Origin of the sequence: Duganella sp. 1224 (genome assembly GCF_013408245.1) — a bacterium.
Taxonomy (GTDB): domain Bacteria; phylum Pseudomonadota; class Gammaproteobacteria; order Burkholderiales; family Burkholderiaceae_D; genus Rugamonas.
Genome location: NZ_JACBYS010000003.1, coordinates 82097 through 97330 on the forward strand (window position 1 = coordinate 82097; position 15234 = coordinate 97330).

A 15234-nucleotide genomic window follows, 5' to 3' on the forward strand; every position below is an offset into this window, starting at 1 on the left:
CGCCGGGGGACGGGCCTTTGCGTGATAGTTCAAGATGTAGTCCTCTATAGTTACTGCGAATTCCGGACGCCCCCGCCAGAGGAGAGGCAGACCACGTGGCTGACGAGTATGAGGGGGCACCCCTCAATTGTCAACATTGCAAATAGGAATGATATTCTGTCATCCCCCATCCTCAGTGCGCGTTCTCCCGCTTGAGCACCGTGCGCACCGTCAGCAGCACAATCCACAAGTCCAGCCACAGCGACCAGTGGCGCAGGTAATCGAGGTCGTAGTTGATGCGCGCCTCCATCTTGTCCAGCGTCTCGGTCTCGCCGCGCAGGCCGTTGACCTGGGCCCAGCCGGTGATGCCGGGCTTGACCTTGTGGCGCAGCATGTAGCCCTTGATCAGCTTGCGGTATTGCTCGTTGTGCGCCACCGCGTGCGGGCGCGGGCCGACGATGCTCATGCGCCCCTGCAGCACGTTGATGAACTGTGGCAGTTCGTCCAGCGAACTGCGGCGCAGGAAGCCGCCGATGCGGGTCAGCCGCTGGTCGTTCTTGGTGGCCTGGACCACCTTGGCGCCGTCCTCGGCCACCGTCATCGAGCGGAACTTGTAGACGATGATCTGCTCGCCGTTCAGGCCATAGCGGCGCTGGCGGAAGATCACCGGTCCCGGCGAGGTCAGCTTGATGGCCAGCGCGATCACCAGCATCAGCGGCGTCAGCATCAGCTGGATGCCGGCGGCCAGCACGATGTCGCTGAGGCGCTTGACCAGGCTGTTAAAGCCGGTGAACGGCGTCTCGCAGATGGCGATCACCGGCATGCCGCCGATGTTGTCAAAGCGCGCCTGCATCAGGTCGAACACATAGATGTCGGGCAGGAAGTAGACCGAGGCGGTGGTGTCCTGCAACTCGTCGATCAGCTTGCGGATGCGCGGCTGCGCCGAGATCGGCTGGCTGATGTAAATCTGCTGGATCTGGTGCTCGCGCACATAGCGCGCGATGTCGCCCATGTCGCCCAGCATCGGGTGCGCCAGATTCTCCGGCCAGCGCTCGGCCGCGCGGTCGTCGAAAAAGCCCACCACCTTCATGTACAGGTTGGGGTTGCGCTCGATGGCGGCGGCAAAGCGGATGCCGACCGAGTTGGCGCCGACGATGGCCACCGTGCGGGCGCCGCTGCTGCGGTCGGCATACGGGCTGGACAGGCGCACCGCCAGGTGACTGAACAGCACCACGAATGGCGTCACCACCACCCACACCAGCAAGGTGGTGCGATCGAAATAGGCCAGCATGCCGGTCAGCTTGCCCAGCACAAACAGGATTGCCACCGTGATCAGCCAGCCGGCCAGCACGTCGCGCACGTAAATCAGCATGCGGCCGCTGCGCCAGGCGCGGTACGGATCGATCTGCTGGTAGACGCCGGTGGAAATATAGAACACCAGTATCATCAGCACCAGCGAGAAGCCGGTCACCGGCGTGCCGCAGGCCAGTGAGCTCAGATACAGCATGGACATCACGATCACCGGGTCCAGCACGCGCTGAAAGAACGAAATCAGGGGAATATCATTGACCGTCATGTGGATTCGCGGGCCTTAAAACTGGAGGGTGACATTGAGAGAGGCGCCGTTCGCTTTATAGTTGGTGCTATAGAACGTGTTGGCGCGGCGCTTTTCATGGAACACCGAGGCCCCCAGCTGCACGTTCTGGCGCCACATATAGGTGGCGTTGAGCGAGCCGAGATCGGTCTTGTCTTCCGCGCCGAGCAGCACGGTGGTGGTCAGCGGCCCCTTGAAATCGCGCTCGATACGGCGCAACTGCAGTTCGAAATTCAGGTTGTCGCGCGGGCGCCAGCCGGCGCCGAGCAGCACGCCGCGGTCGAGGCTATAGCTGACGCCGCCGCCCTCGAACGGCTCGTACTGGCGCCACAGCGAACCGCTGAACCACAGCGCCGCCGTCGGCGACCATTGCGCGCTGAGTTTGCCGTTGGCGCCGCTGGAATCGGCGAAGCGCAGCTGGTCGTGGGTGCGCCGCGCGTGCCCGGCCAGCAACTGCAGCCGGGTCTGCGGGGTCACGCGCCACACCACCTTGAGGCTGACGTTGTCCTCGTCGTAGCCCTCGTTGAGCGTGCCGCCGGAAATGAAGTTCAGGTAGTCGGCGCGGCGGCGCTGCGCCTGCAGGCCGACGGTGCTGCCGGTGGGCGCCACGTAGTCGAAGCCCACCTCGGTGGTGTCGACGTCGCGGTCCAGGTATTTTTGCGACGACAGGTCGTAGCGGTAGCTGTCTCGACTGAGCTTGCCGTGCACCTGCCAGCGCGGGTGGAACAGCCAGTTGAGGTCGACAAATTCGCCGCGCTGGGTGCGCAGGTTGCGGTCGGTGGTGCGGACATCGTTGAACGGCGTCAGCACGTCCGAGTAGCTGGCGCCGACGTTGCCGCTGAGCTGGTTGCCCAGGGCCCAGGCCAGATTGGCGTTGAAGTCCTTGGCGTTGTAGTCAAGCCGGGTGTAATGGTCGAAGTCGACCCGGGTCACCTTGGCCGAAGCGGTCAGCACCTGGCGCCCGAACGGCCGCTCCAGCGTCGCCCCGGCAAAGCTCTGGCGCATGCTGTCGGCGCGCGGTTCGCCTGGCAGCGTCTGCCCGTCGTCGAAGCGGAACAGGTTATCGTCGTAGGAATAGCCAATGCCGACGAATGGGTGGATGGTGTCGCTCAACGCCGCCTGCGCCGGCGCGCCGGCCAGTCCGCCGGCGCAGGCCAGGCACAAGGCACAGGCCCGGCGCAGCCGGCTGGCGCCGGCGCGCGGCGCCAACGGCGCCAACTCAGGGGGAACGGGGGACGGCACGGGGGCGTGGCTGTTTCGATGACTTAACATTATTATCTTTACGAAATAATCAACAGATTTTTCAATATTACCAGTAAGACCACTGTTGAGTAACTACTATCCACATCCCGAGCGGGCCATCGGCGACCGCGTGCGCGATGACCGCCCATCACAGTTTGCCGCTGCGCCAGTACAGGGCGCCGCAGGCCAGCCCCGCAACCATACCGGCAAGCCACAAATTGTGCTCGACGCCAAATAGTAACACTACAATAACGAAAGCCCGCACACTAACGGCCGCCCGCGCCAGGCGCGGGAAATCTGTCGCGCTCAACCAACGTATCCGCAACGAGCGCAGCACAACACCTCCCTCACCGGCCAACCTGGCCGGCCTGACGCAGCGCGCCCATCCCCGGGTCGGCGGCAGCCAGAACATGCGGTCAATCGCAAGGAATGATGCGATGCAGCGCAGGCTTGGACGCCACCGGCCACCTGCGTTATCGCTGCCCAGCATGCCTTCGCGCGCATGTTTCACTCCAGAGCATCGATGCAATATCGACTATTATATTTAAATCATTGTTATATGCCTACACTGTTGACCAGTTTTTTGCGGCCCTGCAGCATAAGCCTCAGCGGCGGCTTTCAATTTGCTCCCATTTTTCCAGCGCCGCCAGCAGTTCCAACTCGATTTGGTCAACGCGGGCGCTGATCCGCTTGGCTTCGGCAGCGTTCTTCTTGTAAAAGTCCGGATCGGACAATTGCAGCGTCAGCGCACTCTGCTCGTCTTCCAGCGCGGCAATCAGCTCGGGCAAGGCTTCCAGTTCGCGCTGCTCCTTGAAGCTGAGCTTTTTGCCTTTTTGCGCCGAGACCGCCGGGGCCGGAGCTGGCTGGGGCGCCGGCGCCACCTTGGGCGCCGGCTTCACACCGCCCGCCGGCGCCGCGTCGCGCACCCGCTCCCAGTCGCTGTAACCGCCGACGAACTCGCGCCACCGGCCCTCGCCCTCGGCCACGATCACCTGCGTGACCACGTTGTCCAGGAAGGTGCGGTCGTGGCTGACCAGGAACACGGTACCGCTGTAGTCTTCCAGCAGCTCTTCCAGCAGCTCCAGCGTTTCGATGTCGAGGTCATTGGTCGGTTCGTCCAGCACCAGGCAGTTGGCCGGCTTGGCGAACAGGCGCGCCAGCAGCAGGCGGTTGCGCTCGCCGCCGGACAGCGACTTGACTGGCGAGCGCGCGCGCTCCGGCGAGAACAGGAAGTCGTTCAGGTAACTCATCGAGTGCTTGCGCTGGCCATTGATTTCGACCCAGTCACTGCCCGGCGAGATGGTGTCGACCAGGCTGGCCTCCTCGTTGAGCTGGGTGCGCATCTGGTCGAAGTAGGCCACTTCCAGCTTGGTGCCCAGCTTGGCCGTGCCGCTGTCGGGCGCCAGCTCGCCAAGAATCATTTTCAGCATCGTGGTCTTGCCGGCGCCATTGGCACCGATCAGGCCCACCTTGTCGCCACGCAGGATGGTGCCGCTGAAGTTGCTGACAATCGCCCGCCCGCCATAGCGCTTGCTGATGCCGTCCAGCTCGGCAACGATCTTGCCCGAGCGCTCCCCCACCGACACTTCCAGCTTGACCTGGCCCTGCTGCTCGCGGCGCGCGGCGCGCTGCAGGCGCAGCGCCTCCAGCCGGCGCACGCGGCCCTCGTCGCGCACGCGACGCGCCTTGACGCCCTTGCGGATCCAGATCTCCTCCTGCGCCAGCACCTTGTCGAACTTGGCGTTTTCCACTTCCTCGTTTTCCAGCAGCTCGGCCTTGCGGCTCTGGTAGGTGCTGAAGTTGCCGGGGAAGGACAGCAGGCGGCCGCGATCGAGTTCAATAATCCGGGTGGCCACGTTGTCGAGGAAGGAGCGGTCGTGGGTAATGAACAGCACACTGCCCTTGAAATCGCGTAGCAGCCCCTCCAGCCACTGGATCGAGGTGAAGTCCAGGTGGTTGGTCGGTTCGTCCAGCAGCAGCACGTCCGGGGCCGACACCAGCGCGCGCGCCAGCGCCACCCGCTTTTGCATACCGCCGGACAGTTCGCGCATGCGCAGCCCGCCCGGCAGGTTGAGCTTGTCGAGCACGGTCTCAACCTTGTTGCTGATGTTCCAGGCGTCGGCGGCGTCGAGCTGCACCTGGATATCGTGCATGCGCTCCATCAGCGCCTCGTCGTTGCCCTGGCCAAACTGGCCGGTCAGCGCCTCGTACTCCTTGAGCAGGGCCGGCAGCGCGCCCAGGCCGGCCGCCACGGCGTCGTGCACCGTCATCTCCGGCTCAAACACCGGTTCCTGCTCGACGTAGACGATGTGCAGGTTTTGCTGCATCACCAGCAAACCGTCGTCGAGCTTGGATTTGCCAGAAATGATTTTCAGCAAGGACGACTTGCCGGTGCCGTTGCGACCGATCAGGCCGACACGCTCGCCGGTCTCCAGTGAAAATTCCGCGTGATCGAGCAGCGCGACGTGACCGAACGCCAGTTGCGCCGAGGAGAGAGAGATGACTGCCATAGTGGATGTGTAAGGTTGGGCCGGCGCGCGCGAGGTGCGGCGGCCGGCGGTGAAGTCAATGAAAGCCAGCATTGTACCCACTGTTGACGGCCCGCCGGCGGAATTCCTCAAACGCTTGCCTAGCGGCAATCGCGCGCCACGCCAAGCTGAACCGTGCAAAAATTGAACTATTGCAATATGCGCATAGGCGCCATTGTGCGCCCGCCCGCCCATGACACCAACTCTCGTCCGCCAGCCCCATCTCGCCTACCTGGACGGCTGGCGCGGCCTGGCCATCCTGGCCGTACTGGCGGGACATTTTCTGCCGATGCGCGGCATCAACCTGGGCCGCATGGGGGTGGAGTTGTTCTTCGTGCTCAGCGGACGCCTGATGTGTCAGATCCTGTTCATCCAAGGGACTACGCTGGGCGAGTTCTACCGCCGCCGCCTGGCCCGCATCGTCCCCGGCTTGCTGGTGTTCGTGACCTTGTACGCCTTGTACCTGACCACGGTCGAGCACCAGCCGCCCAGCCTCAACGCCGTCGCCAGCACCTTGCTGTTTTACACCAATTACCTGGGCGCTTCCAATCCAGAGCAAGCGCCTGGCCTGGAGCACCTCTGGTCGCTGGCCATCGAAGAGCACAGCTATATCCTGCTGTCGCTGTTGATGGTGCTGACCCGGCACGCCCGCCGCGCCGCGCTGCCGGTAATCGCGACGCTGGCGGTTGCCGCCATCGCCAACGGCATGTGGCAGACCTATGCGCTGGAACGCGATTACTACGAGGTCTACTGGCGCTCGGACGTGCGCGGGGCGTCGATCCTGATCTCGGCCGCGCTGTGCCTGCATGAGCAGCGCCATCCGTGGCGACTGTCGGGCTGGCGCCTGGCGGCGCTTGGCTTCGCCGGCGTGGTCCTCAACACCAACCCGGTGCCCGACGCCATCAAGTATTCGCTGGGCACGCTGTGCTTTGCCATCGTGGTCAACCATGCCGCCGCGTTGCCGCCGCTGACGATCAACCTGCTGTCGAGCAAGCTGTTCGCTGGCATCGGCATCACGTCCTTCTCGATCTACTTGTGGCAACAGCCATTTTTCCAGGCCGCCGAGATGGGGCGGCGCCACGGCTGGATGCTGACCTGCGCGCTGCTGGTCGGCATCACCAGCTATTTCCTGGTCGAAAAGCCGGCGCGGCGCTGGCTCAACCAGCGTCGCCTGACGCAGGCCGGGCTCAGCGCGTAACGCCAAGCTGCGGCGTCGCCATCGCGGGCTGGCGCGCCGGGCCGGGATCGGCTAGCATCAGGCCATGAGTACGCCCTCCCCCCTCCCGCTCCGTCGCCAGCGCGGCGCCGCCCTGCTGTTGCTACTGGTGGTGCTGGGCCTGGGCGCATCCGCCCTGCTGATCAGCAGTTTCAGCCCGGGCAACGACAGCGCGCGCCAACAGCGCAGCGCCGCGCAGGTGGCCGAGGCCAGGGAGGCGCTGCTCGGCTTTGCCATGGTCCATGGGCGCCTGCCGCGCCCGGCCATCTCGGCGCAGGACGGACGGGAGCAGCCCGATCCGTGCAGCGACGACGGCTGCACCGGCTACCTGCCATGGGTCACGCTGGGCGTCAGCGGCAGCGACGCCTGGGGCAAGCTGCTACGCTACAGCGTGAGCCCCGGGTTTGCCCGGCGCATCGTCCCCAATCAGGCGGTCGCCGAGAAGCGTATTCTGGGGCGCGATGGCCAGGGCCAGCCCTACTACGTGGTGGGAGGTGAGCGCTGCGACGTCGGCACCCTGTGTGCCACGGCGGTGATCTTCTCCAGCGGCAAAAACAACCTGGGCACCAGCGAACTAGGTGTGCCACAAGCCAACAACGCCGAGGGCAACCTCGACGAACAGCACAACGACCGCGCCACCCTCGACTTTTTTGCGCGTCCGCTGGAAACCCGGCCACAGGCGCCGGGCGGCGAGTTTGATGACATCATCGCCTGGATCCCGCTGCAGCTACTGGACCGCAAACTGGAAGCCAGCGGCGTCCTGAATAAAAAGTGACGGCCGCTTGACGCAAAAATAATGTGAGCCGCCCCCTGCCTCGGCTATAATCTTCGCCGCGTCCTCCCCGTAGCACAATGGATAGTGCACATGCCTCCTAAGCGTGGGATACTGGTTCGATTCCAGTCGGGGGGACCACCCACCATTTTTACTTAACCCAATATTTAGCCATTTTGTCTTGGTTTTCATAGGGTTACAGCCTTTTTCGCCTCTTCCCGAAATCTACAAAACACCACAAAAAAACGCTATTTTCTGCTAGCATTTACGACTGATTTACGACTCTTTTACGACTGAGGTATGCATGGCCAGCTTCAAAAAGATCAAGGGCGGATGGCAGGCGCAAGTGGCGATTAAAGGCACTCGTGCAGCACGAAACTTCTCGACCAAGGCCGAGGCAGTCAGCTGGGCCGCCGAGCGCGAGACTGAGATCCGGAAGCAGCACGAAACCGGCATCGACCTCAGCAAGACCGTCGGAGATGCCTTTGATCGATATGGCACGGAGGTATCACCTCGCAAGAAGCGGGATCCGAAATGGGAGCAAAACCGGTTCGCATTTATCGGCGATCAGGAGATCAACGGCCGGGCAATTAAGACGATCCCACTCCACGAAATGACTTCGGACCTTTGGGGCAAGTGGCGCGATCATCGTCTAGACGTCGACAAGGTTGCGACCTCGACCGTCAACCGCGATTTCAGTCTAATCTCTAATGTGTATACAGTCGCGAGGCGCGAGTGGAAATGGGTCGCGGCAAGCCCAACTACTGATGTCCGCAGGCCGAGGGACCCTGAGTCGCGCGATCGCAGGATCTCCCAGGATGAAATCGACCGGTTTACGCTGGCCAGCGGCTTTGATGAATGCCCGGTGACAAAGGTGAAGCAACGCGTCGGCGTCGCGTTTCTCTTTGCGATTGAGAGCGCGATGCGCGCCGGCGAAATATGCGGACTGAAACCGACATCGATTGATGGCCCCGTAGCCACGCTTTACAACACCAAGAACGGCACTCGCCGCCGGGTGCCACTTTCAAAACGCGCCATCGAACTGCTGAGTTTCCTGCCTAAGAGTTCGGATTCTGACGCCCCTCTGTTCGGCCTGACAGCAGCATCCCTAGATGCAAACTATCGAAAAATTCGCATAGCAGCTTGTACTGAAGAAATAAATTTCCACGATACGCGCCACGAAGCGATTACCAGACTATCGAAAAAACTCAACATACTTGAGCTGGCCCGTATGGTGGGCCACAAGGATCTAAGAATGCTGCAAATCTACTACAACGAAACTGCAGAGAACCTCGCGGCCATGCTGGGGTAACTATGACTGCAGCGGTGTAATGCACACAATATTCATTTATGCGCCATTCAAGGCGGAAGCATACTTGCGTACCTACTTTCATACCTACACGCATATCATTGTTGGACTGATGGAGCATCCGCTTGGAAGTCAGACATCATGATAAAGATGAACGTTCTTAATACTTCGGGGCATACGAAACCATACGCGGCATTATTTTTTCCTCATAAAGTCCGTCAGGCATGGGGATGCCACTAATGTTTTCGAGAATGAGCTGCTCACCTATCGTTTGTAGCTGTCGGATATAGGTCCGACACTCTCCGCGCCTCTCTGCGGCTTCATATGGTGTTATACTTTTTTCTACCTCCATGCGATCCCAAATCCAAATCCAGCGTTCCCAGTAATTTTCTATCAGTTTTAAACAATTCCAGCGATATAGATCAAAACAAGATTTAACATCGTTGCCATTCATTACTTTAACAATAATCTCTCTCGCCATTTCATCGTTTATCTTATCAACATCCATCGTTTTAATATTAAATACCCACCCATAATCTAAGCTTGGTAGATCTTCAAAAGAATATAAAATTATTATGCTAATAAACTTACAATCTATCCGAAGCAATTTAATATTATCTTCATTTGTCGGACTAACGAATTCATCATTCACACCGCCTATAAATACACCAGCCATGAAAATCTGCTTACCTGGGTCGAATTCCTCTGGGATAACTATCAAATTTTCTTGATCTGAAAGTACTTCAGTCGGTGACATATTCATACGTGTGAAGCGGGCAAAAAATACTGCGGCAAATTTCTCCGGAGTGCTTAGCGCACGAGTGTAGTGACGGTTTTCTGCCATACGATCATCACCAGTATGCGGCTTTGTCATCTTAAAGTGAATCATATGCTCGCCTCCTTCGGCTCGCGGAGGATGCACGGAATATTTATGGCTTCCAATAGGCTTATCAGTAAAATCGCCTAAATTTAAACCTATAAATGGGAATATCTGAAGTAACCACTTTCCGCCATTCTTTTTTTCTCTATCATCTATTTTAAATACACGTTTCAACTCGCCGCCGCAATTAATCGCAACTATAGTTTCCAAAATATTCACTCCAATATTTAAATTAAAATATCACTAAACCACTAGAAGCGATTTGCAAAATACATCGCACGCTCTTCAGTCCACATAGAGGCGTCGTTGTCACGAGAAAATTGATTGTCAATAAAGCACTGTAGCATAGCCTACGGCTCCCGTTGCAGCAGTACATTTCGCCTTGAGGCCCGACGCTACGAAGTAAAGTTACACCAAAAGCTACGCCGGACCTACGCAGCATTTGGTGTCGCGCAAAGCATTAAGGAAGCCGATCGAATATCCTACGTTCTGACAAGGAGGATAGATGAAGGCAACCGACCGTAAGGACAGACCGGCCCGCAGTATGGCCTTGATCGTCAACGCAGGCGTCATCATGCAGGACCACCACGGCAGGAAGGCGGCCGCTGATTTCCTTCTCCAGTCCGGCGTCCCGTTACGAGTCATTGCCCGAGTCCTGGCTGAACCAGACCGCCGCCGCCACTGACCTACCGCAACATGCGCGCCTCGCGCTTCGTCAGCTCCCGCTCCTTGACGTCGATCTCGACGAGCCAGCCGGCACGCTCCAGCCGCTCGGGCTGATCTTCGTGCGAGGCACACACCCGCAGGCCGCCAAGCTCGAAGGTTTCATCGGACATCCACTCGATGTGACAATCAACCAGGCGCCCGGCCGGAAAGGTTGAAACCTGGTGATGATGCACCTCGGCACACAAGGTATAGCGCTGCAGTGGAGTCACGTAGTCGGTCGTCACTACTAGCCGGCCCCGGGTTCCGCTTGACTGACGGATTGCGCTTTTCGGCGCCAGAACACCCTGCTGACAGGTATCACGCACCCGGTAGCCGACGGCATTGTCGGGCACCCACAGCTTGCATACCCAAGTTTGTGCGACGCCGCGCGTCTGCCCTGCTACTCCCTTCAATTCCTCGATCCCGCTCAACACCAAGTTCCAGCCCTGCAGCTTCACCAGCTTGGGGAGCAGCAGCTGCGCCAGGATGCGCTGCTCGCCGATCGGCCGGAGGCGAGCGACCTTTGCCGGGCGGCGGTTGCCATCCAGCGTGACCTCCACCACAACCAACTCCATGAGCGAAGCCCCGTCTACAGCCGGCACCGCTGCGGCCAGCACCGCTCCTTCCTCTCGCCGTCTCGACGCCCACACCTTCATTATTTCCCCGCATTAATACTGTACGCATATACAGTATAAAACGGATCGAGAAAACACGCTATTATTTGATTTTCATCAAAATGAGCGGGGCGGCTATGTGCGTGAACTTCCGACCGCCGGATCCGGAAATGCTGGAGACGGTGATGGGCGTGATCATCGATCTGCACGACACCGGTTTCTGGAAGGCCGAGACGTGGAAGGACTACGGCGCGCCGATCGTTCGCCGCGGCGCCGACGGCCGGCGCGAAGGACTGGTGGCTACCTACGGCATGGTGCCGCGCAAGCGCATTCCGCCGGGCGTTCGGCCGTTCGACACCATGAACGCGCGCGCCGAGACGGTCGGCCAGCTGCGCTCCTTCTCTGGCGCCTGGAAGAACTCGCAGTTGTGCCTGGTGCCGATGACCGCCTTCTACGAGCCGAACTACGAGAGCGGCAAGCCGGTGCGCTGGGGGATTGGCGCCGCCGACGAGTCCATGTTTGCCGTGGCCGGCCTGTGGCGCGAGTGGGGCGGCGAGGCCGGGGCCGAGCACAGCTTCACCCAGCTGACGATTAATGCCGACGACCACCCGCTGATGCGGCGATTCCATAAGCCCGGCGACGAAAAGCGCGCGCTGGTGGTGGTGCCGCACAGCGAGTGGGACGACTGGCTCAGCTGCAGCGACCCGGAATATGCACGGAGCTTCCTACGTCCCTACCCGGCCGAACTGATGCGCGCGTGGGAATTCCCGGTGCCGCCGCGCGCCAAGAAAGCCGAGGCGGCGACGCCGGCGGCAGATATTCAGATGGGACTGCTATGAGCGAAGATTTGAGCGACCGACCGCCCGAGGGCAGCTTGGTCAGGATGAATGGCGACCCGGACGGTCAGGTGATGTGGGTAACGTGCTCGGCGCTGGGCGAAGAGCACGATTGGGAGGGGGTGAGAAACGGCATACTTTGCGAGTGGACCGTCGACGGCCAGCCGCAGAGCGAGGTGTTTCGTCCGGGCCAACTGGAAATTGTGGAAGCAGCGTCTGGCGAAAACAGTCTATAGGCATTCACCCATGCATTGGGTCAAACCACATATCAAGGGCACTTTCCAGAGTCTACGGACGCCTAGGATCCGACGCACTGCCGCTAAGCGTTTTGCTCCTTATGCTTTCTTTTCACATCCAAAGCAGACTCTACCCGACATCCATTTTTATCCCGGCAACGACCTTATAGCTTGGGAGCTGTTTTATTGCCTTGATTGCTATATCAGCAACAAAATAAGTAACGCCTTCCCGGGTCACCTCTTCCAGGGAAAGCTCTTCTTCTGATTTTGCCCCACCGGGATCTTCACCTATATACGTGAGGCAATAGTCCAAGTTCACGTTCACCCCCTCGATGATATCCATCAATAAAGGCGCAAACCCTTTTCCTTCCTTTTCCGCCCATAGAAAAGCATGAGCTGTCTTAGCTAACATCTGAAAAAACTGCGGAGAGCCGATGACAAATCCGTCTGAAGTTGCCGTAAATGTTTTGATTCGATGCTTTCTCAAAAACCGATCAACGTCTCGCTGATCTGGCGGCTCGGTTACAAAAGCTAGCCCTATCTCGCTCATGTACGGCAAGCCAGTCAATATTGTAGGTAATTGGGTAATCCTGGGAAAGATAAACGGCAGTGGGATCTCCCCCTTCGCTACCAACCTAAATCCTTTCTTGCCATCGTATCCCTCGACGGTAATCGGAACCTCCCGACTGAGGCGGGCATCTCGCTCCTCCTGCGGTCCCCTTGATTGCACTCCATGAAAGTCTCTGTAGTGCCGGTAACTTCGTTGGGACACATCTAGTTCAAAGGCGGAAGTTAGATCGCGATGATACTTGCAGCTAGCTTTCCGCAGAGTCACTGTACCGCCTAAAGAGTAGGCTAACAAATGTTCCTTTGACAGTTCTGACTGATCGTAGACTTTTCTTTTCTCATCCGATAAAAATTGACAATAAATGCAAACATCCGCAGATCGGTACTTTGCTTCCATTCCCGTTCCTTATTAGTTGTATCAAACAAACGATATCCTAATCATCTGTTCGAGACAATATGCCAACATGCATTTGTGATAGCCACCTGTAACGGGATTCTCTTCGAGGGGGGCAGAGATGGCGGACCACGATCGATGTATTCCGGCGTGGCTAACTGGAAGCGGTGGAAGCGGCACCTACGTCAGCGACAGCCAGCAATAACCGCCTCCAACTCGCCGGTGTATTTCCGGTACCGCGCCCAGTCGCGCACGAGGGCGAGAACCTTGTCTCCATCGCTCGCCGTGGCGGGCAGCTGGTCGAACTCGAACGCCGGGCGCGCCGGTGCAGCCTTCACGCACGGAACGGCCACCGGCACCTGGACAGTCTGAGTGGCCGGCGCGGGCGCGCTGGCACAGCTGGCCAGCATGCAGGCGGCGGACAAACCTGCCAATCTGGTCAAGTTGACGATTTCGCGTTTCATCGCACCTTCTCCAGCAGTTGGTTCACGTAGGGCATCGCGTCGGTGCAGCTGGTAGCCCGCGCGCCAGCGATCTGCTGCAGCGCCTGGTCGTAGCGCCGGCCGTTCGCCGCGGCGGCCTGCATCGCAGCCTGGCCGCGCGCCTCGGCCTCGCGCGCCAGCGTGGCCTGCGCCAAGATCGCGGTGTTCTGCGCATCGACGCCGGCGCGCAGCTGCGCGTTGATGCCCTGCTCCGCCCGGAGGTCGGCCAGCGCCTGATCGCGCGCGGCCGCCGCCGTCCACCATAGTGCGCCGCCGGCACCACCGCCGGCCAGCAGCACCGCCAGCAGCACCAGCGTGGCCACCTTCCACAGCTGGCCGGCCAGTGCGCCGCCCGCACCGGTGGCTACGTCGCCCAAGGCGCTCATAGCTTGGTCCAATCGGGCAGCGGCACCGTCTTGCCCGCCAGCGCGTGCGTGCAGTCGCTCAGAAACTGGATCTGACCATCGGTGACGAAGGAGTGACACACGCAGCATTTGAACGGCGACGGCCGGCCGAACCGCGCTTCGTAGGTGCACCAGCACTCCTTGGTATCGCCGTCGATGTAGTGCCCCGCGCGCGACAGCACCGACGGTGTAAAGGTCGGCGCGTCGCCGTTTCCGTTGAAGCCCCACACCGGGCGCGGCGTGCCCGCGGCCGACGGCCCGATCGCCAGCACGTGAATCTCCCCGCACCCCGGGCAGTTGAAGGCGACCTGGTTATCGCCAAAGTCATCCAGCTTTCGGCCAATCGTGCTCATGCGATCCCGGCGCTGTAGACCACGCCGCCCTGTGTGAAAGTTGCGGTCAACACCTGGCCGCGCAGCTTGCCGGCGGCCAGGCCGATGTGCACCCAGGTGCCCTCGTAGATCAGCTGATCGAACTGGATGCCGGCGGCGATGATCGTGCGCGCCAGATCCTTCGGCGCCATGCCGGATACATTGATGTCGGCAGCCAGGCCCTGCAGGTGTGCGCTGTCCCGCGCGCCGCCGACGGCGGTGTTCAGCGCCGGGCAGCGGTAACCGCTGGAGACGGTGATTGGACGGCCAACCGCGGCGCGCACCTGCTCCAGCACAGCAGCGACGCGCCGCAGGTTTTCGACGACGGCCGGGCCGGCGGTGTTGTCGATGCGCCGGCGGGCCGCGATCTGCGAGGCCGTCAGCTCATCCAGGGTGAAGTGTTCGGTCAGGTTCACAGGGCACCTCGCACGTCTTTGACTACCTCGGCAGCGTCGTGAGCGATCTCGCCGATATCCTTATCGCGGCGGCGATCGAGCCACCGGATAACCCCGCCGATAAGCCACCACGCCGGCAGGCCGGCCGCAACCATCAGCGGCGCCGCCACAAACAGCACGCCTAGCGCCGGGTCGCCGCCGTACAGGATAGTCACCGCCTTAGCCGAATCGAACAACGATGGCCACCAGCTGTGCACGGCCATCACCAGGAACGGTCCGCCGAGCGCGCTGGTGGCGATCGTGGTGAGGAAGCGCAAGAACGCTTCGCGCAGCGTCTTAGGCCACATGAACAAGAACGCCAGCGCAGTGGCAGTGGCGCCAGCCAGCACTGGGGCGCCGAAGATTTTGATCAGCGCGCCGCTGGCGGCAGAAGTAGTTTCGAGAGCAGGCATATGCGCTTTCATAGTGGTGGATTAAGGTGTGGGAGATGGATCTTGTGGTTCGGATTCTTGTGGCGCCGGCCAGGTCGTCGGGTCATCAGGATCGACGCCGTTGCGCCAGCGCCAGGTCCAACCGTTGCTGGCGCAGTACCAGTCTGCGAAGCAGCGCGATGCAAAGATGGTAGTGAAATGCTCCCCTTGCGCGTCAAACAGTTCGGCATCACCGGCGTTTTCTTGGCCAGTGCAGGTATAAGGTATGGTCGACATTCT

The 15234-nt window shown here is 60.4% G+C and carries 17 protein-coding genes and 1 tRNA gene; 6 read left to right on the forward strand and 12 right to left on the reverse strand.

Annotated features, from left to right (window positions below; all coding sequences use genetic code 11):
- Positions 1–172 precede the first annotated feature (172 nt).
- From FHW58_RS16820 to FHW58_RS16830, 3 genes are all read right to left on the reverse strand, one after another.
- On the reverse strand, positions 173–1555 hold the full coding sequence (locus tag FHW58_RS16820; protein WP_179674317.1) for an undecaprenyl-phosphate glucose phosphotransferase: 1383 nt from the start codon (positions 1553–1555) through the stop codon (positions 173–175).
- A gap of 15 nt (positions 1556–1570) precedes the next feature.
- Positions 1571–2782, reverse strand: coding sequence for an XrtB/PEP-CTERM-associated polysaccharide biosynthesis outer membrane protein EpsL (gene epsL / locus FHW58_RS16825; protein WP_179674318.1), 1212 nt, complete (start codon positions 2780–2782; stop codon positions 1571–1573).
- A 638-nt stretch (positions 2783–3420) separates the two neighbouring features.
- Entirely contained in the window at positions 3421–5325 is a 1905-nt protein-coding gene (locus FHW58_RS16830) for an ATP-binding cassette domain-containing protein (protein ID WP_179674623.1), read from the reverse strand.
- Between the two features lie 211 nt (positions 5326–5536).
- On the opposite strand from FHW58_RS16830, the gene FHW58_RS16835 reads away from it, so the two are divergent.
- From FHW58_RS16835 to FHW58_RS16850, 4 genes are all read left to right on the forward strand, one after another.
- Positions 5537–6541, forward strand: a complete 1005-nt coding sequence (locus FHW58_RS16835) for an acyltransferase (RefSeq protein ID WP_179674319.1) — start codon at positions 5537–5539, stop codon at positions 6539–6541.
- A gap of 64 nt (positions 6542–6605) precedes the next feature.
- On the forward strand, positions 6606–7334 hold the full coding sequence (locus tag FHW58_RS16840; protein WP_179674320.1) for a hypothetical protein: 729 nt from the start codon (positions 6606–6608) through the stop codon (positions 7332–7334).
- Between the two features lie 63 nt (positions 7335–7397).
- Positions 7398–7472: transfer RNA gene (locus tag FHW58_RS16845), tRNA-Arg, on the forward strand.
- Positions 7473–7635: 163 nt separating this feature from the next.
- Positions 7636–8643 (forward strand): site-specific integrase, encoded by a 1008-nt coding sequence (locus FHW58_RS16850; protein WP_179674321.1) that lies wholly within the window; start codon positions 7636–7638, stop codon positions 8641–8643.
- Positions 8644–8800: 157 nt separating this feature from the next.
- Here the strand turns inward: FHW58_RS16850 and FHW58_RS16855 are convergent, their stop codons facing one another.
- Both FHW58_RS16855 and FHW58_RS16860 read right to left on the reverse strand, forming a co-directional pair.
- Positions 8801–9730, reverse strand: coding sequence for a hypothetical protein (locus FHW58_RS16855; RefSeq protein WP_179674322.1), 930 nt, complete (start codon positions 9728–9730; stop codon positions 8801–8803).
- Positions 9731–10206: 476 nt separating this feature from the next.
- Positions 10207–10842 (reverse strand): hypothetical protein, encoded by a 636-nt coding sequence (locus FHW58_RS16860; protein ID WP_179674323.1) that lies wholly within the window; start codon positions 10840–10842, stop codon positions 10207–10209.
- A gap of 134 nt (positions 10843–10976) precedes the next feature.
- Here FHW58_RS16860 and FHW58_RS16865 point away from each other — a divergent pair, with 134 nt between their 5' ends.
- Both FHW58_RS16865 and FHW58_RS16870 read left to right on the forward strand, forming a co-directional pair.
- Positions 10977–11678, forward strand: a complete 702-nt coding sequence (locus FHW58_RS16865) for an SOS response-associated peptidase (RefSeq protein WP_179674324.1) — start codon at positions 10977–10979, stop codon at positions 11676–11678.
- On the forward strand, positions 11675–11911 hold the full coding sequence (locus tag FHW58_RS16870) for a hypothetical protein (RefSeq protein WP_179674325.1): 237 nt from the start codon (positions 11675–11677) through the stop codon (positions 11909–11911). The genes FHW58_RS16865 and FHW58_RS16870 overlap by 4 nt, the downstream gene beginning before the upstream one ends.
- Positions 11912–12041: 130 nt before the next feature.
- Here FHW58_RS16870 and FHW58_RS16875 read toward each other — a convergent pair whose 3' ends face one another.
- The 7 genes from FHW58_RS16875 to FHW58_RS16905 all read right to left on the reverse strand — a co-directional run bounded on the left by FHW58_RS16875 (position 12042) and on the right by FHW58_RS16905 (position 15231).
- Positions 12042–12875 carry a hypothetical protein gene (locus FHW58_RS16875; RefSeq protein WP_179674326.1) on the reverse strand — a complete coding sequence of 278 codons (834 nt, stop codon included), beginning with the start codon at positions 12873–12875 and terminating at the stop codon, positions 12042–12044.
- A gap of 182 nt (positions 12876–13057) precedes the next feature.
- Positions 13058–13336 (reverse strand): hypothetical protein, encoded by a 279-nt coding sequence (locus tag FHW58_RS16880; RefSeq protein ID WP_179674327.1) that lies wholly within the window; start codon positions 13334–13336, stop codon positions 13058–13060.
- Complete coding sequence (locus FHW58_RS16885; protein WP_179674328.1) at positions 13333–13740, reverse strand: hypothetical protein; 408 nt, start codon at positions 13738–13740, stop codon at positions 13333–13335. Before FHW58_RS16885 ends, FHW58_RS16880 begins: the two co-directional genes overlap by 4 nt.
- Complete coding sequence (locus FHW58_RS16890) at positions 13737–14111, reverse strand: DUF6527 family protein (RefSeq protein WP_179674329.1); 375 nt, start codon at positions 14109–14111, stop codon at positions 13737–13739. The genes FHW58_RS16885 and FHW58_RS16890 overlap by 4 nt, the downstream gene beginning before the upstream one ends.
- The gene (locus FHW58_RS16895; RefSeq protein WP_179674330.1) at positions 14108–14545 is read right to left on the reverse strand and encodes a D-Ala-D-Ala carboxypeptidase family metallohydrolase; all 438 of its coding nucleotides are present in this window, start codon (positions 14543–14545) and stop codon (positions 14108–14110) included. The genes FHW58_RS16890 and FHW58_RS16895 overlap by 4 nt, the downstream gene beginning before the upstream one ends.
- Positions 14542–14976, reverse strand: a complete 435-nt coding sequence (locus FHW58_RS16900; RefSeq protein WP_179674331.1) for a hypothetical protein — start codon at positions 14974–14976, stop codon at positions 14542–14544. The genes FHW58_RS16895 and FHW58_RS16900 overlap by 4 nt, the downstream gene beginning before the upstream one ends.
- A gap of 21 nt (positions 14977–14997) precedes the next feature.
- Complete coding sequence (locus FHW58_RS16905; RefSeq protein WP_179674332.1) at positions 14998–15231, reverse strand: hypothetical protein; 234 nt, start codon at positions 15229–15231, stop codon at positions 14998–15000.
- Between the last annotated feature and the right edge of the window lie 3 nt (positions 15232–15234).